The sequence below is a fragment of the Halopiger aswanensis genome (assembly GCF_003610195.1).
In the GTDB taxonomy this organism is placed as follows: Archaea; Halobacteriota; Halobacteria; order Halobacteriales; family Natrialbaceae; genus Halopiger; species Halopiger aswanensis.
Genome location: NZ_RAPO01000002.1, coordinates 310,950 through 332,483, shown reverse-complemented (window position 1 = coordinate 332,483; position 21,534 = coordinate 310,950). Strand labels below are relative to the sequence as shown.

General features: G+C 66.9%; 27 protein-coding genes. 8 read left to right on the top strand and 19 right to left on the bottom strand.

What is annotated here, in order from left to right; translation table 11 throughout:
• Positions 1-3: 3 nt before the first annotated feature.
• The 3 genes from ATJ93_RS08825 to ATJ93_RS08815 all read right to left on the bottom strand — a co-directional run bounded on the left by ATJ93_RS08825 (position 4) and on the right by ATJ93_RS08815 (position 1,165).
• Complete coding sequence (locus ATJ93_RS08825; protein ID WP_004214009.1) at positions 4-228, bottom strand: 30S ribosomal protein S28e; 225 nt, start codon at positions 226-228, stop codon at positions 4-6.
• A gap of 11 nt (positions 229-239) precedes the next feature.
• Positions 240-602, bottom strand: a complete 363-nt coding sequence (gene rpl7ae, locus ATJ93_RS08820) for a 50S ribosomal protein L7Ae (protein WP_120244292.1) — start codon at positions 600-602, stop codon at positions 240-242.
• A gap of 233 nt (positions 603-835) precedes the next feature.
• Entirely contained in the window at positions 836-1,165 is a 330-nt protein-coding gene (locus tag ATJ93_RS08815; protein WP_120244291.1) for a YbjQ family protein, read from the bottom strand.
• 71 nt (positions 1,166-1,236) lie between these two features.
• Here ATJ93_RS08815 and tmcA point away from each other — a divergent pair, with 71 nt between their 5' ends.
• Entirely contained in the window at positions 1,237-3,606 is a 2,370-nt protein-coding gene (tmcA, locus tag ATJ93_RS08810; protein WP_394338798.1) for a tRNA(Met) cytidine acetyltransferase TmcA, read from the top strand.
• A 25-nt stretch (positions 3,607-3,631) separates the two neighbouring features.
• Here tmcA and ATJ93_RS08805 read toward each other — a convergent pair whose 3' ends face one another.
• Entirely contained in the window at positions 3,632-3,820 is a 189-nt protein-coding gene (locus ATJ93_RS08805) for a hypothetical protein (RefSeq protein ID WP_120244289.1), read from the bottom strand.
• Between the two features lie 158 nt (positions 3,821-3,978).
• Positions 3,979-4,716 (bottom strand): SDR family NAD(P)-dependent oxidoreductase, encoded by a 738-nt coding sequence (locus ATJ93_RS08800; RefSeq protein ID WP_120244288.1) that lies wholly within the window; start codon positions 4,714-4,716, stop codon positions 3,979-3,981.
• Positions 4,717-4,792: 76 nt separating this feature from the next.
• Between ATJ93_RS08800 and ATJ93_RS08795 the strand changes: the two genes are divergently transcribed.
• The 3 genes from ATJ93_RS08795 (at position 4,793) to ATJ93_RS08785 (ending at position 7,159) form a co-directional block, all read left to right on the top strand.
• Positions 4,793-5,278, top strand: a complete 486-nt coding sequence (locus tag ATJ93_RS08795) for a DUF456 domain-containing protein (protein ID WP_120244287.1) — start codon at positions 4,793-4,795, stop codon at positions 5,276-5,278.
• 87 nt (positions 5,279-5,365) lie between these two features.
• Complete coding sequence (locus tag ATJ93_RS08790) at positions 5,366-6,262, top strand: carboxypeptidase regulatory-like domain-containing protein (RefSeq protein ID WP_120244286.1); 897 nt, start codon at positions 5,366-5,368, stop codon at positions 6,260-6,262.
• Positions 6,263-6,430: 168 nt separating this feature from the next.
• Positions 6,431-7,159, top strand: coding sequence for a cupredoxin domain-containing protein (locus ATJ93_RS08785; RefSeq protein WP_211334039.1), 729 nt, complete (start codon positions 6,431-6,433; stop codon positions 7,157-7,159).
• A 132-nt stretch (positions 7,160-7,291) separates the two neighbouring features.
• On the opposite strand, the gene ATJ93_RS08780 is transcribed toward ATJ93_RS08785, so the two are convergent.
• Complete coding sequence (locus ATJ93_RS08780; RefSeq protein WP_120244284.1) at positions 7,292-9,019, bottom strand: glutamate--tRNA ligase; 1,728 nt, start codon at positions 9,017-9,019, stop codon at positions 7,292-7,294.
• Positions 9,020-9,125: 106 nt separating this feature from the next.
• A complete protein-coding gene (locus tag ATJ93_RS08775; RefSeq protein ID WP_120244283.1) occupies positions 9,126-10,388 on the bottom strand; it encodes an Nramp family divalent metal transporter in 1,263 nt (420 codons plus the stop codon).
• Positions 10,389-10,743: 355 nt separating this feature from the next.
• On the opposite strand from ATJ93_RS08775, the gene ATJ93_RS24020 reads away from it, so the two are divergent.
• From ATJ93_RS24020 to ATJ93_RS08765, 3 genes are all read left to right on the top strand, one after another.
• Positions 10,744-11,181, top strand: a complete 438-nt coding sequence (locus ATJ93_RS24020; protein ID WP_245977537.1) for a sulfite exporter TauE/SafE family protein — start codon at positions 10,744-10,746, stop codon at positions 11,179-11,181.
• On the top strand, positions 11,178-11,492 hold the full coding sequence (locus tag ATJ93_RS24015) for a TSUP family transporter (protein ID WP_245977536.1): 315 nt from the start codon (positions 11,178-11,180) through the stop codon (positions 11,490-11,492). The genes ATJ93_RS24020 and ATJ93_RS24015 overlap by 4 nt, the downstream gene beginning before the upstream one ends.
• 61 nt (positions 11,493-11,553) lie before the next feature.
• Positions 11,554-12,039: a TspO/MBR family protein gene (locus tag ATJ93_RS08765; RefSeq protein WP_120244282.1), complete on the top strand. Its 486-nt coding sequence runs from the start codon at positions 11,554-11,556 to the stop codon at positions 12,037-12,039.
• 61 nt (positions 12,040-12,100) lie between these two features.
• On the opposite strand, the gene idsA3 is transcribed toward ATJ93_RS08765, so the two are convergent.
• The 4 genes from idsA3 to mvk form a co-directional block, all read right to left on the bottom strand.
• Entirely contained in the window at positions 12,101-13,186 is a 1,086-nt protein-coding gene (gene idsA3, locus ATJ93_RS08760) for a geranylfarnesyl diphosphate synthase (RefSeq protein WP_120244281.1), read from the bottom strand.
• Positions 13,187-13,197: 11 nt separating this feature from the next.
• On the bottom strand, positions 13,198-14,550 hold the full coding sequence (locus ATJ93_RS08755; protein WP_120244280.1) for a ribonuclease J: 1,353 nt from the start codon (positions 14,548-14,550) through the stop codon (positions 13,198-13,200).
• 274 nt (positions 14,551-14,824) lie between these two features.
• Positions 14,825-15,583 (bottom strand): isopentenyl phosphate kinase, encoded by a 759-nt coding sequence (locus ATJ93_RS08750; protein ID WP_120244279.1) that lies wholly within the window; start codon positions 15,581-15,583, stop codon positions 14,825-14,827.
• Complete coding sequence (mvk, locus tag ATJ93_RS08745; RefSeq protein ID WP_120244278.1) at positions 15,580-16,566, bottom strand: mevalonate kinase; 987 nt, start codon at positions 16,564-16,566, stop codon at positions 15,580-15,582. The genes ATJ93_RS08750 and mvk overlap by 4 nt, the downstream gene beginning before the upstream one ends.
• Positions 16,567-16,671: 105 nt before the next feature.
• On the opposite strand from mvk, the gene ATJ93_RS08740 reads away from it, so the two are divergent.
• Complete coding sequence (locus tag ATJ93_RS08740) at positions 16,672-17,607, top strand: thiamine-phosphate synthase family protein (protein ID WP_120244277.1); 936 nt, start codon at positions 16,672-16,674, stop codon at positions 17,605-17,607.
• Between the two features lie 11 nt (positions 17,608-17,618).
• Here the strand turns inward: ATJ93_RS08740 and ATJ93_RS24350 are convergent, their stop codons facing one another.
• The 8 genes from ATJ93_RS24350 to ATJ93_RS08705 all read right to left on the bottom strand — a co-directional run bounded on the left by ATJ93_RS24350 (position 17,619) and on the right by ATJ93_RS08705 (position 21,533).
• A complete protein-coding gene (locus tag ATJ93_RS24350; RefSeq protein WP_281271537.1) occupies positions 17,619-17,744 on the bottom strand; it encodes a hypothetical protein in 126 nt (41 codons plus the stop codon).
• A gap of 179 nt (positions 17,745-17,923) precedes the next feature.
• Positions 17,924-18,724 (bottom strand): 30S ribosomal protein S2, encoded by an 801-nt coding sequence (gene rpsB, locus ATJ93_RS08735; protein ID WP_120244276.1) that lies wholly within the window; start codon positions 18,722-18,724, stop codon positions 17,924-17,926.
• Positions 18,721-19,932: a phosphopyruvate hydratase gene (eno, locus tag ATJ93_RS08730; RefSeq protein WP_120244275.1), complete on the bottom strand. Its 1,212-nt coding sequence runs from the start codon at positions 19,930-19,932 to the stop codon at positions 18,721-18,723. The genes rpsB and eno overlap by 4 nt, the downstream gene beginning before the upstream one ends.
• A gap of 7 nt (positions 19,933-19,939) precedes the next feature.
• Positions 19,940-20,119: a DNA-directed RNA polymerase subunit K gene (locus ATJ93_RS08725; RefSeq protein WP_013878277.1), complete on the bottom strand. Its 180-nt coding sequence runs from the start codon at positions 20,117-20,119 to the stop codon at positions 19,940-19,942.
• A gap of 15 nt (positions 20,120-20,134) precedes the next feature.
• Positions 20,135-20,329 (bottom strand): DNA-directed RNA polymerase subunit N, encoded by a 195-nt coding sequence (locus ATJ93_RS08720; RefSeq protein ID WP_120244274.1) that lies wholly within the window; start codon positions 20,327-20,329, stop codon positions 20,135-20,137.
• 12 nt (positions 20,330-20,341) lie between these two features.
• On the bottom strand, positions 20,342-20,740 hold the full coding sequence (locus ATJ93_RS08715; RefSeq protein ID WP_013878279.1) for a 30S ribosomal protein S9: 399 nt from the start codon (positions 20,738-20,740) through the stop codon (positions 20,342-20,344).
• Entirely contained in the window at positions 20,734-21,183 is a 450-nt protein-coding gene (locus ATJ93_RS08710; protein WP_120244273.1) for a 50S ribosomal protein L13, read from the bottom strand. Before ATJ93_RS08710 ends, ATJ93_RS08715 begins: the two co-directional genes overlap by 7 nt.
• Positions 21,180-21,533, bottom strand: coding sequence for a 50S ribosomal protein L18e (locus ATJ93_RS08705; protein WP_120244272.1), 354 nt, complete (start codon positions 21,531-21,533; stop codon positions 21,180-21,182). The genes ATJ93_RS08710 and ATJ93_RS08705 overlap by 4 nt, the downstream gene beginning before the upstream one ends.
• Position 21,534: the final 1 nt, after the last annotated feature.

Sequence of the window (21,534 nt, the reverse complement as noted above, 5' to 3'; positions counted from 1 at the left end):
TGGTTACTGACCTCCGATGGAGTCGGCCTCGCGGGCGGTCTCCCGAAGCTGGAGCACGTCCCCTTCGCGGACCGGCCCGAGGCAGTTTCGGGTGATGATACGTCCCTGATTCTCGCCCTCCTGAATCCGGCATTTGACCTGCATGGCTTCGCCGTGCATGCCGGTCTTGCCGACGATCTCGATGACCTCGGCGGGCGTTGATCCGCTTTCTTCCTCTTCAGCACTCATGTATAATCACCTCAGTCGAGGTCCTCGACCTTGTCGGCGATGTCCTCGACGTCGCCGGAGGCCTCGCCGGCGTCGACGATCGCCGCGGCGGCCGAGCCGACCTCGAGGCCGGCGGCGTGGCCGACGTCGTCCTGGGTCTCGATGAAGACGACGGGGATGCCCTTCTCGTCGGCGAGGTCCGGGATGTGCATGACGATCTCTTCGGGCGAGACGTCTTCGGCGACGTAGACGAGCTCGGCGTTGCCGCGCTCGATCGACTTCGTCGTTTCGTTGGTTCCTTTCTTTACTCGTCCGGTGTCTCGTGCGACCTCGAGCGCCTCGAGGGCGTCGTCGGCGAGGTCGGCTGGGATGTCGGTGTTGACGTAGACTGACATAGGTTGTTCACCTCTCCTACGCGTGGGCTCGCGCTCCCCTGCCGTCCGGGAACTGGGTGCCCGGGCCGATAGAAAATCGGCGGGAGTCCTGTGGGGCTAGGAGCATCATCAACCCCGCGTAGGGTGTACTACGTCTGTAGCGTTGCCCCCCTTAAAAGCGTGTTCAAACGGCTGGGGCCGTGGGATGGGTCCGCACGGCAACCTCGAGTCCAAACTGTCCGGACCGATGATCGTTACGCGCGACGCGTCTTGACCGCCGTGCCCGAGAGGTTGACCCAGAGCATTCCCTCGCCCATCTCCTCGTAGTCGAAGGTCGCGCCGACGACGGCGTCCGCGCCGAGTTCTTCGGCGTCGGCCCGCAGGTCGGCGATTGCCTCCTTTCGCCCTTTCTCGATTTTCTTCTCGTAGGAGCCGCTGCGGCCGCCGACGACGTCGCGGATGCCGGCCGCGATGTCGCTGACGACGTTCGCGCCGATGACCGCCTCGCCGGAGACGACGCCGCAGTACTCGACTACCTCTCGGCCCTCGAGGCCGTCCGTGGTCGTGATCGTGATCTCTGCCATGTACCCGCAGATAGGCACGATACGGATATAAATCGGAAGTCGGAGTTTCAGGGCCAGATATCGCTGGCAAGCTGTGCGCCGCTAATCGCGGCTCCGCGTTCCCGGACGCTCGAGTCCGGAGGCTATTACTCGCGAGCCCCCAAGACCCGGACATGACCGTCGACGTCGTCGGGCACGCCGACGCGCTCCGCGCCGAGGCGACGCGAGCGAACGAACGCCGAGTGCTGGTGCTCGCCGGGAATCGCGAACAGGGGTACGACGCTCTCGAGGCCGTCCTCGACGCCCTGCCGGTCGCGATCACCGACACCACGCTCGTCGGCCCCGCGGACCGGCTGCGCTGCGAGCACCTCCCGCAGGCGAACGCCGGCGAACTGCTCGGGACCACCCGCGACGTCGTGATCCTCGACGCCCACGAGGGGCTGCGGCCGAACGCCTTAGGGAAGGTCGTCGGCGCGGTCGACGGCGGCGGCCTGCTCGTGCTCCTGACGCCGCCGCTCGAGGACTGGCCGGACCGGCGAGGCGCGTTCGACGAGTCGCTGGCCGTTCCGCCGTTCGCGCTCGAGGACGTCACCGGCCGCTTCCGCCGGCGACTCGTCGAGACGCTGCGGGCCCACCGGGGCATCTCGATCGTCGACCTCGAGAACGGGCGACTCGACTCCGGCGGGCTGACCGATCCGGCACCCCGCGTTGAAGAACCGGCGCTCGAGCCGCCGGACACCCGTCGGTTCCCGACCGCCGCCTACGAGGCCTGTCTAACGAGTGATCAGATAGACGCCGTCGAGGCGTTCGAATCGCTGGTCTCGGACGCAAATGGTGATTTCAACCGGCGCGCCGTCGTCCTCGAGGCCGACCGCGGCCGCGGGAAATCGAGCGCCGCCGGCTTGGCCGCGGGTGCGTTCGCCGCCGACGGGCAGGACGTGCTCGTGACCGCCCCGAACGCGCGTAACGCCGCGGAGGTCTTCGAGCGCGCCACGGAACTGTGCGAGGGGCTCGAGGACGTCGACCTGACGGCGGCCGACTCCCGCCGCCTCGAGACGACCGCGGGCGGCCGCGTCCGGTTCCACGAACCCGCCGAAGCCGTCGACGAACTCGAGACCGTTGACATCGTCATCGTCGACGAGGCCGCCGCGCTGCCCGTCTCGCGGCTCGAGGCCTTCCTCGCGGCCGACCGCGTCGCGTTCGCGACGACGATCCACGGCTACGAGGGGGCTGGACGGGGCTTCTCCGTCCGCTTCCGGGATCGGCTCGCGGAGAGTAACCACGAGGTGGTCGACCGCACGCTCGTCGAGCCGATCCGGTACGCGGCGGGCGACCCCGTCGAGGTGTGGGCCTTCCGTGCGCTCTTGCTCGACGCGCGGCCGCCGGTCGCGCCGCTCGTCGCTGATGCGACGCCGGACACCGTCGAATACCGACGCCTCGAGCCCGACGACCTGCTCGCCGACGAGACCCTGCTGCGCGAGGCGTTCGGCCTGCTCGTCCTCGCGCACTACCGGACCGAGCCAAACGACCTCGCGCGCCTGCTCGACGCGCCGAACCTCGAGGCCCGCGCGCTGGTTCGGGACGGCCACGTGGTCAGCGTCGCCCTGCTGGCCCGCGAGGGGAACCTCGAGCCCGCGACGCGGGCGATGATGTACGAGGGCGGCCGCGTCCGCGGAAACATGCTCCCCGACGTGCTCACGAGCCAGCTTCGCGACGAGTCCGCGGGCGAACCCGCGGGCCTGCGCGTCGTCCGCATCGCGACCCACCACGAAGCGCGCTCGCGCGGGCTGGGCTCGCGACTGCTCGAGCGCGTGCGCGAGGAATTCGGCGACGACGTCGACTGGCTCGGCACCGGCTTCGGCGCGACGCCCGGGCTCCTCGAGTTCTGGCGCGAGAACGGCTACCGGACGGTCCACCTCTCGACGACGCGCAACGACGCCAGCGGCGAGTACTCGGCACTCATGCTCGATCCGACGAGCGCGACCGGCCGCGAACTGCAGGACCGCCACGCTCGGTGGTTCGCCCGCCGATTCGCCGCGCTCTGCTCGGACGCACTGGACGACCTCGAGCCGGATGTAGCCCGCACAGCACTCCGAAGCGTTGACACGGCCGCCGCGCCGCCGGCCGGCCTCGACGACCACGAGTGGCGCGTCGTCGCCGGCGCGGCCTACGGCCCGGGGCTGTTCGACGTCGACCCCGGACCGTTCCGTCGGCTGGTCGTGCGATACTTCGTCGAGGATCCCGACGCTATCGATCTGACCGCTCGCGAGGAACGACTGTTCGTACTGCGGGCGCTCCAGGGTCGCGATTGGCCGACCGTCGCGGAGCGCCTCGAGTACCCTTCATCGGGCCAGTGCATGCGGGCGCTCGGCGACGCCGTCTGTCCGCTGGTGGATTACTACGGTGCGGACGCGGGCGTAGACGCGGCGCTCGAGGTTCGCGAGCGGTTCGTCGACGAATGAGTACACCTCTCGAATCCGGAATCCGTTACTTCGCCCCGAGCGACGGCGGTACCTCGAGCGCGACGACGTCGTGGCGCGTCTCCCGCCGGTGATCGTCGCCGATCGCCGCCGCGTTCTCGCGGCCGTCGGCCGTCCGTTCGAACGAACAGCCGTCGCAGGTCACCAGGAATCGCTGGGTCGTCTCGCCGTCGGACGGGGACTTGTTCGTGAGCATACCGCGTCCTTTCTCGGCGGCGTGCTTGAACCGTTCTCCGAAAGGATTTGGACCGGTCGGATCGAGGCCCGGAATTCGTCACGGAGACGTCCCGTCGTGGGCGAATAGGAAGCGGGCGATCGCGTCACCCGATTCCTCGAGTCACCGACGGGTAACGGTCAGGGGATTACCCGACGACGGATCGGCTCCGGCAGTAGGGCCAGCGCCCAGACCACCAGCCGCCAGCGGCGGGTGACGTAGGCGTGGTTCTTCTCTTTGCGGATCGCATTGACGATCTGTGCGGCCGCGGTTTCCGGCGAACACTCCCAGAAGCCGCCCATCGACATGTCCGTGTCGACGAAGCCCGGTTCGATCGTCGTGATCGTCACGTCCGCGTCGCGGTGCTGCTGGCGGTGGCGCAGCCCCTCGAGATACCGCGAGACGTACGCTTTGGAGGCGTTGTACGCCTGCGTGCCGCCGGTGCCGAGGTGGGCCGCGACCGAGGAGATGCCCACGAGGTGGCCGTCGGCCTCGCTGGCGTGGTCGGGAGAGTTCTCGAAGTACTCGAGCGCCGCCGTCGCGATCGCGGTGAAACCGCGGACGTTAACGTCGATCGTCCGCCGTTCGGCCGCCCACTCGAGGTCGGGGTTCATCTCGGCGACGCCGGAACTGATGACGACGAGATCGACGGCGGGCATCGCCTCGGCCAGTTCGAAGAAGCCCTCGCGGGCGTCCTCGGCGTCGAGCAGGTCCATCGTCGCGACGTAGGATTTCGTCGGCAGTTCGCTGCCGATCCGTCGCATGCGTTCGGTTCGACGGGCTGCCAGCCCGATCTGGTATCCATCGTCGGCGAGTTCCCGCGCCAGCGCCGCGCCGATGCCGGAGGACGCGCCGACGATGATCGCACCACGCGTCATACGTAGGGGTTCGGAGCCCGGTACGTAACGGTACTGAAGACAGCACGACTTTGCCGCGGCCCGTCGTAGGGTCGGTATGGTCGATGCGATCACCGTCGTCGCGGTCGCCCTGCTCGTCGGCGGCGTCCTCGGTACCGTCCTCCCGCTGGTCCCCGGCGGCGCGCTCTCGCTTGCGGGGGTCTTCCTCTACTGGTGGCACACCGGCTTCACCGAACCGGGAGCGATTACCGTCGTGACGCTGGCGATTCTCGGCGCAACCGCCATGCTCGTCGAACTCTTCGGCGGGTCGATCGCCGCCCGGGCCGGCGGCGCGTCGTGGACGACCACGGCTGCCGCTGCAGTCGTCGGCATCGCGCTCATGATCGTCACCGGACCACTCGGCCTGCTCGCCGGCCTCTTCGGGACGGTCTTCGTCCTCGAGTTCGCCCGCGAGCGCACGGTCGATCACAGCGCGCGGTCGGCGATCTACACGACGATCGGCGTGCTCGCCTCGACGGCCGTGGAAGCGCTGCTGACGGCGTCGGTCCTGTTCGGCTTCCTGATCGCCGTCTTTCTCTTCTGACGCACATTCGTATTTTCCTGAACACAGCTCCTCTCGAGGCCGAATACGGAAGACATATGCTCGACTGTGGGATCCCTGCGGACAGCAATGAGCGCGAATCGCCGAACGCTGCTCCGGCAGGCGGGGATCGTCGGAACGAGTCTGCTCGCCGGCTCGAGTGTCGTCGGAGCCGTGACAGTCGATGAAGCGACCGCAGGACGGATCGAGGGAACGGTCACGGACTTCGGCGTTCCGGTCGCCGACGCGACGGTGACGCTCGCGGGCGGAATCGACGCACACACTGTAACCACCGACGAGGACGGCGACTACGGGATCGATCTCGAGCCCGGAACCTACTACCGGACGGTGACGGCCGACGGCTACCGGGACGCGACGAGGGTCGTCGACGTCGCCGCGGACGGCCCGACGAGGGAGAACGTCTCGCTCGAGCGCGCGTGGGGGCCCGGCGAGGGCGAACTCGAGGTCTTCGCGACCGAGGTCGGCGGCGGGCCGACGATTCCGTGCGACGTGACGATCTACGGCGACACCCGCTACGGGCTGACGGCACCGCGGGGCTCGGTCCCGGACGGCGAGCGCTGGAACGCTGGCTTCGCCGTCGCCGAGGGCTGGTGGGAGGTTCGTGTTACGAACGCGGAGGGTTACGACGACGGCTACGGGAAGGCGTACGTCGCGGCCGACGAGACCGAGGTCGCGATCGTCGAACTCCGCGAAGCCGATTCGGCGGGCGAACCCCGCGAATTGCCGGATTTCGGCCGGTTCACTGGCACCGTCGTCGACGACGGGGGACCCATCGTGGACGCGACCGTCCGCGCGGACGGATCGTACGTCCGAACGGCCGACGACGGCACGTTCGAACTCGAACTCGAGCACGGCCGCCACGTCGTCACCGTCGACGCGCCCGGCTACGAACCCGCGACAGCAACCGTCGAGGTTCGGTTCGCTCGCGAGACGACGGGAACGGTATCGCTCGAGTCATCGTCGTGAACAGTTCGTCGCTCGAGTGAGTCGGTTTCGAGTTACCGTCGACTCGACGTGAGTTACTTATTTCGCTAATATTTTAACTCTAATCCAATATTCTGTGATATTGACCTCTCAGAAGGTCACATGTTCCATAAATGTGGTTTAATAACGCTCTGTCGTGTTCGGTCGAACGTGAAAGACGCTGACCCGATCACTCGTCGTACAGTGCTCAAGATCACCGGTGTTGCCGGCGTCACGACGGCGCTTGCGGGCTGTGGTGGCCCCGGTGGCGAAGGAAACGAATCGGGAGACGAAGAGGAGAACGCGACGACCGACGAAACCGAGACCGGCGGTAACGAGACGGAGACGGAAACCGAATCGGGAGACGAGGAGGAGAACGAAACTGAGGACAACGAAACCGACAACGAATCAGCCGAAGACGGCGGCTCCGGCGAGGCCATCGAACCCGGCACGGAGATCATGCTCGAGGGGTCGACTCAGGCCTGGACCGGCGTCGAACCCGAAGCTATTGCGGACGAGGAGAACCCAACGCTGACCCTCACGGAGGGCGAATCCTACGACATCACGTTCGAAAACGCCGACGGCGCCCAGCACAACCTCGTCATCTGGGACGACAGCGAGGAGACCGTCGACGATTACGAGACCGACATGGTGAGCGAGGAAGGCGAGAGTGCAACCCTCGAGATCGACGAGGTCACCGACGAGATGGCCCAGTACGTCTGCGAGCCCCACTCCTCCACGATGGTCGGCGATATCGAACTCGAGAGCGGCGACGGCGGTGGCGGCGAGATGGACGGCAACGAGTCGGACGGGAACGAATCCGACGAGATGGCGGGCAACGAATCCGATAATAACGAGTCAGCCGACAACGAATCCGACGACAACGAGTCCGACACGTAGAATCCCCGACGATCCAGTTTAGCGATTGTACCGCGTCGGTTCCGACGCGGATAGTCGGATCTGATCGGCAGCCGTCTCGATTCAACTTCAGTTCGCTTTTTCGGACGACGACGGACGAACCGACCGTCGAGCTTACGCGTGAGCGTAGTAGACGACGGTTTCGTCGTCGTCCTGCCGGTCGATCCGGACGAAGCCGACGCGTTCGAACTGGACCATCTCGTCGGCTGCGAGGTCGCCGACGGCGGGTTCGGCGCGCCCGCGGACGTCGCCGTCCATCGTACGCATACGGACGGGGACGCTCTCCTCGGCCGGCACCCAGTGGATCACGTCGACACCCTCCTCGCGGACGACGTCGATATCGTCGTCGGTGTACTCGAGGACGCCGTCGTCGAACCGGAATCCGCCCAGGCCCTTCAGCCAGACGCGGCTGTCCTCGGCGTCCTCGGCCGGCAGATCGTCGGGCTCGAGGAGGACGGAGTCGCCGACGGGAATCTCGCGGACGCCGCGGTCCTCGTGGTCGGGGTGCAGCGGCGGGTTGGCCTCGGCGGGCGGGTCGCCGGCCAGCGGCACCTGGTTGCCCTCGCGGACGAGGAACCGGCGGTCGGTCTCGTCGTCGATCAGGTCGCGGTTGTTGGCGTAGATCGAACTCATCGCGAGGTCGACGTCGCTGGTCGAAGTGCCGAGGTCGACCATCGCGTCGACGATGGCCTCGCCGCGGATGCCCCGCCGTCGCAGGCTCTTGATGGTGGGAGCGCGCGGGTCGTCCCAGCCGTCGAGTTCACCGTCCTCGATTAGTTCGGAGATGGTCGAGGTGCTCATCTTCACGTCGTAAGCGTCGAGTTGGACGTGGCCCCAGTGGACGACTTCGGGGTACTCCCAGCCGAAGTAATCGTAGACGAACTGCTGGCGCTTCGCGGAGTCCTGCAGGTCGATCCCGCGGATGATGTGGGTGATCCCGATCAGGTGGTCGTCGATGCCCGACTGGAAGTCCAGCATCGGCCAGCAGCGGTACTCGCTGGCTTCCTCGCGCGGGTGAGGCGTGTCGATCATCCGGAAGGCGACCCAGTCGCGCAGCGCGGGGTTCTTGTGCTCGATGTCCGTCTTCACCCGAAGCACCATCTCGCCGCTCTCGTACTCGCCGTCGACCATCGCCTCGAACTCCTCGAGCACGGTTTCGGCGTCCTTGTCGCGGTGCGGGCAGGCCTCGCCGCTGTTTTTCAGCTCGGAGAACTCCTCGCCCGAACAGGAGCAGGTGTACGCGCCGTCCAACTCGATCAGTTCCCGCGCGTGGTCGTAGTAGGTCTCGAGGCGGTCGCTGGCCCGGTAGACGTCGTCGGGCTCGAACCCGAGGTACTCGAGGTCCTCGAGGATGGCGTCGTAGGCGTCGAGATCCGGCCGCTTGGTCTCGGGATCGGTGTCGTCGAACCGGACGCAGAACCAGCCATCGTAGCGCTCCTTGTAGGTGCCGATGACGGCGGGCATCCGGGCGTGGCCGACGTGCCACGGGCCGTTGGGGTTCGGCGCGACGCGCATCCGGACCTCGTCGTACTCGTCGGCGTTGGGCAGGTCGGGAAGGGCGTGTTCGTCTTCTTCCTCCTCGGCCTCGATTTCCGCGAGTTCCTCGGGGGCGAGTTCCTCGAGGCGCTCGCGTTTCTCCTCGTACTCGAGGTCGTTGACCCGGCCGACGACGCCGCCGATAACGCCGGGGATCTCGTCGCCGTGCGGGCGGAAATCGGGATTGTCGCCCATCAGCGGCCCCATGATGGCGCCGACGTCGGCGTCGCTCTCGTGTTTGACGGCGTTCAACAGCGCGTGCTTTTCGGCCTCGCGCTCGACGCGTTCGCGCAAGTCGTCGTTCATTACCCAGCGGTATTCGTGCCCGGACCAAAACCCCCGCGGATTCGCGCCTCGAGCGAGCCGTGACCGAGCCCCGACCGTGCGCCGACCGGCGAGCGGCGTCGGCCCCTCAGAAGCCGCCGCCGGTGAGCAGGGCCAGGAAGTCCCGGACGGACAGCGCGGCCAGCACGATCGCCAGCAGCACCAGCGCGGCGTTGACGACGTTGAGCTTGCGCGAGTTCCGGTACTCGCCCATGGTCTCGCGGTCGTTGACCGCCCAGAACAAAAGCGCGGCCGCAAGCGGCAGCCCGAAGATCCCGTTGTACATCGGGAACAGGATCACCATGTCGACGACCGAGAGGTCGAGCGCCCAGCTGATCACCGGCGAGAAGATACCGACCCCGGTCAGTCCGGCGAAGACGAGCTTGAACAGCCGGTCGCCCTGCCGAACGTCGTAGCCGGCGGCCTGCGGGATCATGTAGGCCGGCGCCCACATGATCGGGATGATGCTGTTGAACGCCGCGGCGATCACGCCGCCGATGAAAAGCACCATCGCCCACACGCCGAGCACTTCGACCAAGGCCTCGCCGGGCGTCATGAACGTCTCGAGTTCCGTAAAGCCCATCGGACGGAGCAACGCGGCCGCGGCGATCAGGATGGCGACGGTCGTCAGCCCGCCGACGGCGTAGCCGACCGCCAGATCCGTCCGCGCCTCGGGCAGGTCGCTCTCGTCGGTCCACCCCTTCTGGTGGACGAGGATCGACTCGAGGAAGAAGTTGGGCCAGAGCGCGGTCGTACCGAGCAGGCCGGCGGCCATCGCCAGCGCGCCGAAGGTGTCCGCCGTCGGAACGAACCCGACTGCGACCGCGCCGGGGTCCGCACCGCTGGGGAGCGCGACGATCACGTAGACGACCATCAGCGAGAGCATCATCGCGATCATGGCGTTCTCGACGGTGTCGTAGGCCAGCAGGCCGACGCCGATCGCCACGAACGTCGTCGCGACGGCGATCGGTTGCCACGGGATCGCGCCGCCGGTGAGGAACGAGACCCCGGCGCCGACGGCCGCGACCAGCCCGAGCGTCCACGCCACGCAGCCGACGGAGAGGAAGAGTGCGATCGCCGTCGCCAGCGGACGACCGAGTTTCTCCCGAACGAATATCATCAGCGGCTCACCGTGGATGCCGAGGCGGGCGCTCATGTCCTGAGCCATAAAGCCCAGCAGGGCGGCGCCGACGACGGCCCACAGCAACGTGTAGCCGTGCATCACGCCCGCCTGGCTGGCGATGAACACCGAGCCCGAGCCGAAGTAGCTGGCGACCATGACGAACGCCAGTCCGTACTGCTGTACCTGTCCGGCGACGTAGTCGACCGGGGAGAGGTTGCGGATGCTCATTCGTCTGCCCTCGCGTCGGAGCGATCGATTCGCAGGAGGTGACGGACGCTGATCGACGACCAGGGAATATCGAACCGTTGCGCGTCGATCGGGGATCGCGCTCGTGTCAGGGAAGGGGGTATTTCGAGTGGGTGACCAACCATAGTTGATAGCAAGACAAGTGTAGCGAGGCTACGGCCGGAGAAGTGATTGCGCCCGGAAGATTCAACCCGTGCGTCACGCTCGAGACGACGATGCCGCGGGGCCGTGTCGGCGGTGCGGCGCTCCGAGACCCCGCGACGGATCGTCGAATTCGGACGCCGCAAGGGAAGTAGCTAACCGACCGGATCGACTACCTCCGGCCGAGAGTTGATTCGTGGTCGCCACCGAAACGCTGGTCGCCCTCCTCCTACTGGCTTTCCTCGGCGGGGTGATCGTCGCGACGATCGGGCCCGGCGGCATCCTCATCGTCACCGGCCTCTACCTGCTGACGTCGCTCTCGAGCGCGGAAGTCGCGGGCACCTCGAGCGCGATCTTCACCGTCGGGGCGATCTTCGGGACTTTCGTCTACGCCCGCTCGGGCGAGATCGACTGGCCGATCGCGGGCGCGGTCAGCGCGGCGGCCGCCGTCGGCACGTGGGTCGGCGTGCAGGCCAACGCCGCCCTTTCGCGGACGGCGTACGGCATCGTCCTCGCCGCGTTGCTGGCGTCGGTCGGCGGCAATATCATCTATCGGGAGTATCGCGGTCTCGAGCCGCGCGTCGAACTCGGACGCGGACGGATCTCGCCGCGTTCGCCGCCATCGGGCTCGTGATCGGCGCCTTCGGCGGCCTGCTGGGGATCGGCGGCGCGGCGCTGTCGGCCCCGGCGCTCGTGCTGGTCGGCGTGCCGATGCTCGTGACGATCGCGGTCACCCAGATCGTCGTCGTCTTCACCGCGCTGTTTACGTCGCTCAGCTACCTGCTCCGCGACGCGGTCGGCCTCGGCCTGTTCGTTCCGATCACGGTCGCGTACCTCGGCGGCGTCGCGCTCGGCTGGTGGCTCGCCCACCGCATCGACGCCGACCGACTGAAGTTTGCGCTCGGCGTCGCGCTGGTCGGGCTGGCGGGTTCGCTGCTCGTCTGAGCGCTCGCGGCGTTGTCCCGCGGGGGCAATTACTACCTGTCTTCCCGGCGGAGGGACACCTATGTACGCCCGCCTCCGCCGCCTCGAGCGACGCGATCTCCTGGTCGCGCTCGCGGCGATCCTCGGCGTCAATCTGTTGGGAGCGTCGCCGTCGTTCGTCGTCGGCTCCGACACGAGTTGGATCGACCGGCCGTGGTTCTTCCCGCCGGAAATCGCCTTTCCGATCGTCTGGACGCTGCTGTTTACGTTACTGGGGATCGCACTCGCGCTCGTCTATCGCCGGGGAACGCACCGACGCCCGGTCAGAATCGCGCTCGCCGCGTTCGCGGTGCAGTTCGCGCTGAACCTCGCGTGGACGCCGGTCTTCTTCGGGTTGCAGCGGCCCGATCTCGGGCTCGTCGTGATCGGCGCCCTCTGGCTCTCGATCGTGGGCACGATCGTCGCGTTCGACCGCGTCGACCGGCTCGCGGCCGCGTTACTTGTTCCCTATCTCGCCTGGGTCTCGTTCGCGGCCGTCCTCAACTACGCAATCTACGCCGCGGGCTGACGACACGCGTCGCTCGCGGTCGCTCGAGCGACGAAACGAAAAGTCGGGACCGAAACGCGGCTCAGTAGCCCCGTTCGATCAGGTAGTCGGCGATGTCGAACAGCAGTTCGCGGGCCTCGTTGTCCGGCAGCACCTCGAGGCGCTCTTTCCCCTGGGCGACCAGGTCGCGAGCCATCTCATTGGCGTAGCCGATCGAGCCCGCCGCCTCGAGTTCGGCGACGGCGTCATCGATCTCGGCCTCGGTGACGGCGTCGACGTCGTCGGTATCGACGAGCGATTCGACGTCGACGCCCTGTTCCCGAGCGTGGACCGTGATCAGCGTCTGCTTGTTCTCGACGAGGTCGCTGCCGCGCTGCTTGCCGAGTTTCTCGCTCGGGACGGTCAGATCCAGCACGTCGTCCTGAATCTGGAACGCGCGGCCGATGTCGAGCCCGTAGCCGTACAGCGCATCGATCGTCTCGTCGTCGGCGCCCAGCAGGACGGCCGGCAGACACGCCGACGCGGCGTAGAGCACGGCCGTCTTCTGCTCGACCATCTCGAGGTACTCGTCGGGCGTGACGTCGTCGCGTTCCTCGAAGGTGACGTCCAGCGACTGGCCTTCACAGATCTTCGTACAGGTCGTCGCGAGGATATTAAGCGCCTCGACCGCGCGGTCGGGTGCGGCGCCGGTCTCGAGCATGATCTCGAAGGCCTTCGAGTAGAGCGTATCGCCCGCGAGAATCGCCGTCTCGAGGTCGTACTCCCGGTGGACCGCGGGGACGCCCCGGCGGAGGTCGTCGTCGTCCATGATGTCGTCGTGGATCAGCGTGAACGACTGGATGACCTCGACGCTGACGGCAGCGTCCATGAGGTCGATCGTATCGGGGCCTGCAGCTGCGGCACTCGAGTCGTCGCCGGCACCGTACAGCGTCGGGAACTCGCGGTAATCGGTCGTCAGCGGCTCGGCGTCGACCAGCGATTCGCCGGCCGTCAGCAGGACGGTCGGTCGGAGTCGCTTGCCGCCCGCGTCAAGCAGGTACCGGGACGCTTCGTAGAGCCGCTCCGGTTTCTGAATCGGCAACTCCTCGGGAATCGCGTCGTTGACGCGCTCGCGGCGCTTGCGGACTGCCTCGAGTACCGCCTCCTCTCGTGCCTCGGGGGTAGTCATGGCGAGTAGTATCAGTCCACGAGCTGGATGAGGTTGCCGTTGCGCGTGACGTGGAGGTCACGACCCATCTGGTACCCCTCGCTCTCACAGAGGTTGACGTAGCTCGAGAACCCGCTCATGTCTTGGTGGGCCGGGATGACGTTCTGGGGCTGGAGCGCGTCGAGCATCTCGTAGTGGCCCTCTTGATTGAGGTGGCCGGAAACGTGGATGTCGTCGTAGACGCGGGCGCCCTGCATGCCGAGCAGCTTCTCGGCCTGGTAGCGCTGGCCCTCGTTGGTCGGCTCGGGGATGACGCGGGCGGAGAAGACGACCTTGTCGCCGTCGTCCAGTTCGTAGGGCGTCTCGCCGCGGGCCATCCGGGTGAGCATCGCGCGGGGCTCGCCCTGGTGGCCGGTGACGATCGGCAGGAAGTTCTCCTTGCCCTCGTTCATGATCCGCTTGAACGTGCGGTCGACGGACTTCCGGTGGCCGAACATCCCGAGGTCGGTCGGGAAGTCGACGAAGTCGAGCCGCTCGGCGGTGCCGGAGTACTTCTCCATCGAGCGACCGAGCAGGACTGGCTGGCGCCCGATGTCGTCGGCGAACTCGACGAGCGATTTGACGCGGGCGATGTGCGAGGAGAAGGTCGTCGCGACGATGCCGCCGTCGTAGTCCTCGATGCTGTAGAGGACGTCCCGGAGGTGTTCGCGGGCGACCCGCTCAGAGGGCGTGCGGCCCTTCTTGTTCGCGTTGGTACAGTCCTCGATGTAACAGAGGACGCCGTTGCCCTCGCGACCGATCTCGCGGAACCGCTCCATGTCGATCGGATCGCCGATAACCGGCGTGTGGTCCATGCGCTTGTCCAGCCCGTAGACGACCGCGCCCTCGGGCGTGTGGAGGACCGGGTTGATCGCGTCGATGATCGAGTGGGTCACGTTGACGAACTCGAGGTCGACCTTGCCGGAGTCGCCGATCGACATCGTCTCGCCGGCCTCCATCTTGATCAGGTCGTTCTCGACGCCGAACTTCTGCTCGCCTTCGATCTGCTGTTTGACGAGTTCGATCGTAAACGGCGTCGCGACGATCGGTGCGTTGTATCGGTGGGCCAGCTTACTGATGGCGCCGATGTGGTCGAGGTGGCCGTGCGTGGGCACGATAGCCTGCACGTCGCCCTCGAGGTCGCTCATGATCCGATCGTCGGGGATTGCGCCCATATCGATCAGATCGAGACTGTGCATCCGTTCGGTTTCGACGTTGTCGTGGATCAGAACCTGCGAGAGGTTCAGACCCATGTCGAAGATGACAACGTCGTCGCCGGCGCGGACGGCAGTCATCTGCCGTCCGACTTCTTCGTAGCCGCCAATGGTTGCGATTTCGATTTCCATGGTTCGTTGTACTGAAAGCCGCGTGATGGACTCTCATCGAAACGGTCCGCGGACTAGTGGTTATCCGGCCCCGGCGTCTTACAGCGCGTCGGCCATCCCGCTATGCGCTCGGACGGCGAATCCGCCGTTGCTCACAACCGTGAGCCCCGAACGCACTTGCCCGCGGGTCTCGGTATGTACCCTTACACGCCCGGGTGTTAAAAACACCGTGGGTTGGTCGTGTCCGATGCTCGAGGTGAAAATGGGTCGATCTGCTCCGACTACGACGACTCGGTTACGACGCCTCGGACTCGATGGTCGTCCCCGGTTCCCCGCCCTCGAGGAACGCTTCGATGTCTTCGAGGCCGAAGATCGACGCCGGCGCGTCGAGATCGAGCAGCGTCCGCACCTTGCCGGCCATGCCGCCGGTTACGTCGGTCGCGTCACTCGCACCGAGGACGGCCGCGACATCGTCGAACGACGCGATGCGGTCGATCACTGCATCTTCATCGTCCAGGACGCCCGGAACCGTCGAACAGAGGCCGACCCGATCGGCCTCGAGGTCGCGGGCCAGCGCGGCGACGAGTTCGTCGCCGCTGACGACGGTCGCGCCCTCGTCGGCGTGGGCGACGAGATCGCCGTGGAGGACGGGGACGAACCCCTCCGCCAGCATCGTCTCGATCTGTCCGGTCGGCAGCGCGAGCGCGCCCTCGGCGTCGCGGTGAGCGGTCGAGAACGGGTGGACCGGCACGGCGTTTACGTCCCGCTCGAGGAGCCGCTGGAGGACGAACTGGTTCAGCGTCTTCATCGCGCCGTGGATGTCGATGACCGCTTCGGCGTCGTGGGTCCCCTTAGTCGTCGTCACCCCGTGCTCGCTTGCGTTGTGGTGGCCGAAACTGCCGCCGCCGTGGACGATGACGAGGTCCTCGGCTCCGGCCGCGCCGTCCCGTGTCCCGCTGATCGCGTCGGCCGCCCGCTCGAGTGCTTCCCTGTCGAGCGTTTCGGGCCGCTCCTTGTCCGTGATCGCGCTACCGCCGAGCTTCAGGACGATCATTCGAGTCGCTTCACCCCGGTTTCGGCGAGTTCGGCGCGGAAGGCGTCCTCGCAACCCGGCGTGAACGAGAGGGCTGTCTCGGTCTCCGGGGAGGGGTCGAGTGCGACGATACAACCCCCGCCGCCGGCGCCGGTCAGCTTCGCGCCGTAGGCGTCGGCGTCGCGGGCCGCCCAGACCATCGTATCGAGCGAGCGCGAGGAGACGCCGAGCGCCGACAGCAGCCCGTGGTTGAAGTTCATCAGCCGGCCGACCTCCTCGAGGTCGCCGTCGGCCAGCGCTTCCTCGCCCCGACGGACGACGTCGCCGATGGCTTCGACCGTGTCGGCCGCGAAGCCGTACTCCTCGCGCAGATTCCGCACGCCGGCGACGAGCTGGCCGGTGTCGCCCGCGCCGCCGTCGAAGCCGATCACGATCGGCAGATCGGGGGCCTCGATCGAGCGACAATCCTCGCCCTCGACCCGGACCGCGCCGCCGGTCGCCGAGCAGAAGGTGTCGGCGCGGGAGGCTTGCCCGTCCTGGACCTCGTGTTCCGTCCGATACGCGCGGTCGGCGATCTCGTCGGCCTCGAGGGTGACGCCGAGTTCTCGGGCCGCGGCGTCGATGGCCGCGACGACGACCGCGGCCGATGACCCGAGTCCCGCACCGAGCGGGATGTCGCTCTCGATGGTCACGTCGAAGCCGACCTCCTCCTCGCCGGTGACGTCGCGGACCTGTGCGATCGCCTCGTCGACGTACCCCATCGCCGCGCTGATCAGCGACTCCGAGACGTCGACGTCGGGCCGGTCGTCCGTCGACCCGCCGTACTCGACGGTAAACCCGTCCAGACTCAGGTCCTCGGCGTGAACGCGTAGTTTGCTGTCCGCCCGCTGCTCGACGCCCACTCGCGCCCGTCGCTCGATGGCGCAGGGGACGGCGGGCTCGCCGTACACGACCGCGTGCTCCCCGAACAAGTAGACTTTCCCGGGAGCGCTCGAGACTGCCATATCCGAGCGTTCGGACGACGACGCTTAATAGCTACCTTCTCGCGTCCGATACCTCGGTGTCCGGGGAATTACAGATTTAAGCCGACATCGCTCGAACGCGAGCGTATGTCGCTTGTCCTGCCGAGCGAACTCGTCGTCGACCGCTTTCTCCCCACCGTGCGGGCGATGCTCGCGACCGAACTCGCCGACCGCGGCCTGACCCAACAGGAGATCGCCGCCGAACTCGGCGTCACCCAGGCCGCCGTCAGCAAGTACGTCAGCGGCGAGGGCGGCGGGGACGCCCGCTTTCGCGACGACCCCGAGACCGTCGCGACCGTCGAGCGCATCGCCGACGGCCTCGCCAGCGGCGATATGGACGGCTACGACGCGCTCGCCGAACTCCTCTCGCTGATCCGCAGCCTCGAGGATCGGGGCCCGATCTGCGAACTCCACGAGGAGGAGATGCCCGAACTCCGCGGGCTGGGCTGTGACCTCTGCGTCCGCGGCCTCGACCCGGACGTGCGGGCCGAGCGGGACGTCCTGGCGAACGTCCGGACCGCCGCGCGGACGCTCGCGTCCGTACAGGGAATGGCCCGATATATCCCGAACGTCGGCACGAACGTCGGGATGGCGCTGCCCGAAGCCGACGACGTGACGGACGTCGCCGCCGTCCCCGGGCGGATCTACGCGATGGGCGGCCGGATCGAAATCCCCGCGAACCCCGAGTTCGGGGCCTCGAAACACGTCGCGACCGCCGTCCTCGCGGCCAGCGATGCCGATCCGGAAGTCCGCGGCGCGGTCAACATCGCGACCGACGACGCTCTCCTCGAGGCCGCTCGCGAGCACGGGATCGAGCCCCTCGAGTTCGACGCTGACTACGAGGATCGGGGCGAACACCTCCGCGATCGGTTCGCCGAGCGGTCCACGGTGCCGCGGATAGCCTACCACCGGGGCGCGTTCGGTATCGAGCCGGCGACCTACGTCTTCGGCTCGACGGCCGTCGACGCCGCCGAGCGAGTCGCGGCGCTACTGGAAACTACGGCCGTGTCGGAAAACCAGTGACGGGACGGCCGTTACAGCAGCGTCATCAGCACCCGAAGCGGAATCCCGAGTGCGAACAGCGCGATCAGTCCCATCGTCGCGAGGACGACCGGCGCGGGGAGTTTCTCCTTCTCGAAGTCGAACAGTAGGGAGTCCATAGCCGCCTTTCGAACGGTCGCGAGGTAATTCCTTCGCTCGCGGTTCGATACTGCTCGAGCGATCGGCGAAGGGCAGCGCCGATGCAACTCGAAGACGGATACACGAGGCTGTCGTAGTGAAGAACAGCGGAAAACGAACGGCGCAATTCGTGATCCGACGGTTCGAAATGAAAACCGCGTTAGACGGAGCTCTCGAAGTCCTCGAGGGCGTAGGACGGCTCGGCGCCGCGGCGGTCGAGGACCTCGTTGGCGAGCAGCCAGTAGACGACCGAGAGGGCCTTGCGACCCTTGTTGTTGGTCGGGACGACCAGGTCGACGTTGCTGACCTGGTTGTTCGAGTCGCACATCGCGATGACCGGAATGCCCACCGTGATGGCTTCCTTGACGGCCTGAGCGTCGCCGATCGGGTCGGTGACGACCAGCACGTCCGGCTCGATGTAGCCGTCGTACTTCGGATTCGTCAGGGTACCCGGGATGAAGCGGCCGGTGCGGGCGCGAGCGCCCACGGCCTCGGCGAACTTCTCGGCCGGGAAGCGACCGTACTGGCGGCTCGAGGTGACCAGGATCTGCTCGGGGTCGTAGTTCGCGAGGAAGTCCGCGGCCGTACGGATGCGCTGGTCGGTCTTGGAGACGTCAAGCACGTAGAGGCCGTCGGTCCGGACGCGGTGGATGAACCGCTCCATGTCCGAGGTCTTCTGCTGGGTACCGATGTGGACACCGGCGCCGAGGTAGTCCTCGACGGGGATCAGCAGGTCCGCTTCCTCGTCGGACATCACGTCGTCGTCGAGGGCGGGACCGGCGTCTTCCTCGGTTTCGGTTTCGGCGTCGGCCTCGGCCTCGTCGGCTTCGGCGTCTGCGGACTGTTCGTCTACTGGCTCGACGTCCTCCTCGGCGGCGGGGCCAGCCCCTTCGGCTGGCTCCTCGTCGATTTCCTCCTCGGCGGCGTCGAGCCCTTCTTGGGTCGTGTCGTTGTCTGTCATGTCGCGTCGTCTGCGATTCGAATGAGCTCGTTGAGCTTTGCGGTTCGCTCGCCGCCGACGGCACCGGTCTTGATGAACGGTGCGTCGGTCGCGACGGCGAGGTGTGCGATCGTCGTGTCCTCGGTCTCGCCCGAGCGGTGGGAGATAACCGAGTCGTAGCCGTTCTGCGTGGCGAGTTCGATCGCGTCGAAGGCGTCGGAAAGCGTCCCGATCTGGTTCGGCTTGATCAGGATGCTGTTTGCCGCGCCGCGATCGATCCCGTCGACGAGACGGTCGGTGTTCGTGACGAACAGGTCGTCACCGCAGATCAGCGTCTGGTCGCCGACCTCGTCGGTGAGTTCGGCGAAGGCGTCGTAGTCGTCCTCATCGAGCGGGTCCTCGACGTAGACGAGGTCGTACTCGTCGACCAGCTCCGCGATGTACTCGATCTGTTCCTCGGTGTCGCGGCTGACGCCGGCGGACTCGTACTCGTAGGTTTCCGAGTCGGCGTCGTACATCTCGGCGGCCGCGACGTCGAGGCCGAAGCCGATGTTGAAGCCGACGTCGTCCTGCACCGTCGACACCGCCTCGTCGACGATTTCGAACGCCTCGCTGTCGTCGATCGAGGGCGCCCATGCGCCCTCGTCACCCTTGCCGGAGGGATGTCCGCGCTCCTCGAGCAGGTCGGCGACTTCGGCGTGGACGGCCGCGTTCGCGAAGACGGCGTCCTCGACGCTCGGTGCGCCGACGGGTGCCGCGAGGAACTCCTGAATGTCGGTCGCGTCGGCGGCGTGTTCGCCGCCGCCGACGACGTTACCGAGCGGCGTCGGGAAGTTCTCTCCGCGGAAGGTGCCGCCTAAGTGCTGGAACAGCGGGGCGCCGAGCACGTCGGCGCCGGCCTTTGCGGCGGCCATCGAAATAGCGACCGCGCTGTTGGCACCGATCTCGGAGAAGTCGTCCGTGCCGTCGGCGGCGCGCAGGATCGAGTCGACCTCGCGCTGGTTGCCGGCGTAGGCCTCCCCGACGAGGCGGGGGACGGCGTGTTCGCGGGCCGCGGCGATCGCCTCGGTCGGCGGTCGCTCGACGGCTTCGTACTCGCCGGTACTGGCACCGCTCGGTGCTGCTGCGCGGCCGAAGCCGCCGCTCTCGGTGACGACGTCGGCTTCAACGGTCGGGTTGCCGCGCGAGTCGAGGATCCGTCGGAGTCGAATGTCGGTGATTAGCGTCATACTACGCTCACTCGTTCCCTCGTTTGACGGTAAAGGGCAACACGCCGGCGTCGTACTCTTCGGCGGCGATCAGGATCGGCTGCGTCTGATCCGTCTCGATCAGCACGGGCGCCCCGTAGGACACCTGCAGCGCTCGCGCACCGAGGATTCGCGCCTTCTCGTAGCGGTTGTGTCGTTGCTGTTGCATAGGTTGGGTGGTGCGTTACTGGTAGGGGGAGACGACGTCGACGAGGTCGGTGTGACTGACGAGCATCCGCCGACAGCAGTAGCGGTCGACACCGAGGTCGTCGAGAACCTTCTGTGGGTCCTCGTCGCCCTCGTTGGCTCGCTCGTCGAACTCTTCCCAGTGTTCGCCGACGACGTTGCCACAGGTGAAACACCGGACCGGTACCATCATGATTGGATCACCTTAGCGGTAGGACTTCTGGTAGCGGGCCCGCGCACCGGGGCCGCCCCACTTCTTCGGTTCGGACTGGCGAACGTCGTTGACCAGCAGCGAGCGGTCGAACTCCATGAACGCGTCCCGGAGCTCGGCGTCGTTGGTGTGCTGGACGATGCCGCGTGCGATCGCGGTGCGGACGGCGTCTGCCTGCCCGCTGATACCGCCACCCTCGACGCGGACGTCGATGTCCATCTCGCTTCGCAGGTCCTCTCCCGCGATGCGGAACGGCTCGAGCATCTTGAGCCGGGACATTTCCGGCTCGACCAGCTCGACCGGCTTGGAGTTGATTCGCACGCGACCCTCTCCGTCGCGCACGGTGGCGCGAGCGACGGCCGTCTTTTTCTTGCCACTCGTGTTGGTTACCATGTGACGTTAGCACCCAGTTGGTCTGCGACTTCGCCCAGGTGGACGAAGCGGATGTTCGAAAGTCGATCCAGCGACGTCCCCTCGAGGATCTGGGCGTCCTGCTCGTCTTCGTAGGGGTTGCCGACGTAGACGCGGACGTTTTCGAACGCCTCGCGACCGCGCGGCTTCTTGTACGGCAGCATGCCCCGGATGGACCGCTTGAAGATCGTGTCCGGTCGCTTCGGGTAGTAGGGACCGCTGTCGGAGCCGAGCTGGAGTCGCTTGCGGTAGGTCTGGAAGATGTCTTCCTTGTCGCCGGTGATGACCGCGTCCTCGGCGTTGACCACCGCGACGCGCTCGCCGTCGAGCGCGCGCTGGGCGACCTCGCTGGCGACGCGACCGAGAATGCAGTCTCGGGCGTCGACGACGACGTCGGCGTCGAAGTCGGAAATGTTTACACTCATGCGATCACCCGCACGTCGGATCCTTCGGGGTTCTCTTCGAGCAGTTGCTCGAGCTGTACGGTCTCGCCGACCTGATCGATCTTCGTCTCGGCCGACGAACTGAAGTCGACGGCTGCGACGGTGACCGACTTCTGCAGTGCGCCCGAACCCAGCACCTTGCCGGGAACGACGACGGTCTCTTCTTCGCGTGCGTATCGCTCGATGCGGCCCAGGTTAACCTCAGCGTGGGTACGCCGGGGCTTCTCGAGTCGATCCGCGATGTCTCGCCAGACGTCGGCGTCCGTCTCGCGGGACGTCGACTTCAGCTCGGCGATGAGATCATTGAGCCTCGGATTCGTTTTGCTACTCATT

Bases quoted from the DNA above. Each gene is read 5' to 3' on its own strand.
- ATJ93_RS08825 (WP_004214009.1), bottom strand. From the start codon at position 228: ATGAGTGCTGAAGAGGAAGAAAGCGGATCAACGCCCGCCGAGGTCATC.
- rpl7ae (WP_120244292.1), bottom strand. From the start codon at position 602: ATGTCAGTCTACGTCAACACCGACATCCCAGCCGACCTCGCCGACGAC.
- ATJ93_RS08815 (WP_120244291.1), bottom strand. From the start codon at position 1,165: ATGGCAGAGATCACGATCACGACCACGGACGGCCTCGAGGGCCGAGAG.
- ATJ93_RS08805 (WP_120244289.1), bottom strand. From the start codon at position 3,820: ATGCTCACGAACAAGTCCCCGTCCGACGGCGAGACGACCCAGCGATTC.
- ATJ93_RS08800 (WP_120244288.1), bottom strand. From the start codon at position 4,716: ATGACGCGTGGTGCGATCATCGTCGGCGCGTCCTCCGGCATCGGCGCG.
- ATJ93_RS08795 (WP_120244287.1), top strand. From the start codon at position 4,793: ATGGTCGATGCGATCACCGTCGTCGCGGTCGCCCTGCTCGTCGGCGGC.
- ATJ93_RS08790 (WP_120244286.1), top strand. From the start codon at position 5,366: ATGAGCGCGAATCGCCGAACGCTGCTCCGGCAGGCGGGGATCGTCGGA.
- ATJ93_RS08780 (WP_120244284.1), bottom strand. From the start codon at position 9,019: ATGAACGACGACTTGCGCGAACGCGTCGAGCGCGAGGCCGAAAAGCAC.
- ATJ93_RS08775 (WP_120244283.1), bottom strand. From the start codon at position 10,388: ATGAGCATCCGCAACCTCTCCCCGGTCGACTACGTCGCCGGACAGGTA.
- ATJ93_RS08765 (WP_120244282.1), top strand. From the start codon at position 11,554: ATGTACGCCCGCCTCCGCCGCCTCGAGCGACGCGATCTCCTGGTCGCG.
- idsA3 (WP_120244281.1), bottom strand. From the start codon at position 13,186: ATGACTACCCCCGAGGCACGAGAGGAGGCGGTACTCGAGGCAGTCCGC.
- ATJ93_RS08755 (WP_120244280.1), bottom strand. From the start codon at position 14,550: ATGGAAATCGAAATCGCAACCATTGGCGGCTACGAAGAAGTCGGACGG.
- ATJ93_RS08750 (WP_120244279.1), bottom strand. From the start codon at position 15,583: ATGATCGTCCTGAAGCTCGGCGGTAGCGCGATCACGGACAAGGAGCGG.
- mvk (WP_120244278.1), bottom strand. From the start codon at position 16,566: ATGGCAGTCTCGAGCGCTCCCGGGAAAGTCTACTTGTTCGGGGAGCAC.
- ATJ93_RS08740 (WP_120244277.1), top strand. From the start codon at position 16,672: ATGTCGCTTGTCCTGCCGAGCGAACTCGTCGTCGACCGCTTTCTCCCC.
- ATJ93_RS24350 (WP_281271537.1), bottom strand. From the start codon at position 17,744: ATGGACTCCCTACTGTTCGACTTCGAGAAGGAGAAACTCCCCGCGCCG.
- rpsB (WP_120244276.1), bottom strand. From the start codon at position 18,724: ATGACAGACAACGACACGACCCAAGAAGGGCTCGACGCCGCCGAGGAG.
- eno (WP_120244275.1), bottom strand. From the start codon at position 19,932: ATGACGCTAATCACCGACATTCGACTCCGACGGATCCTCGACTCGCGC.
- ATJ93_RS08725 (WP_013878277.1), bottom strand. From the start codon at position 20,119: ATGCAACAGCAACGACACAACCGCTACGAGAAGGCGCGAATCCTCGGT.
- ATJ93_RS08720 (WP_120244274.1), bottom strand. From the start codon at position 20,329: ATGATGGTACCGGTCCGGTGTTTCACCTGTGGCAACGTCGTCGGCGAA.
- ATJ93_RS08715 (WP_013878279.1), bottom strand. From the start codon at position 20,740: ATGGTAACCAACACGAGTGGCAAGAAAAAGACGGCCGTCGCTCGCGCC.
- ATJ93_RS08710 (WP_120244273.1), bottom strand. From the start codon at position 21,183: ATGAGTGTAAACATTTCCGACTTCGACGCCGACGTCGTCGTCGACGCC.
- ATJ93_RS08705 (WP_120244272.1), bottom strand. From the start codon at position 21,533: ATGAGTAGCAAAACGAATCCGAGGCTCAATGATCTCATCGCCGAGCTG.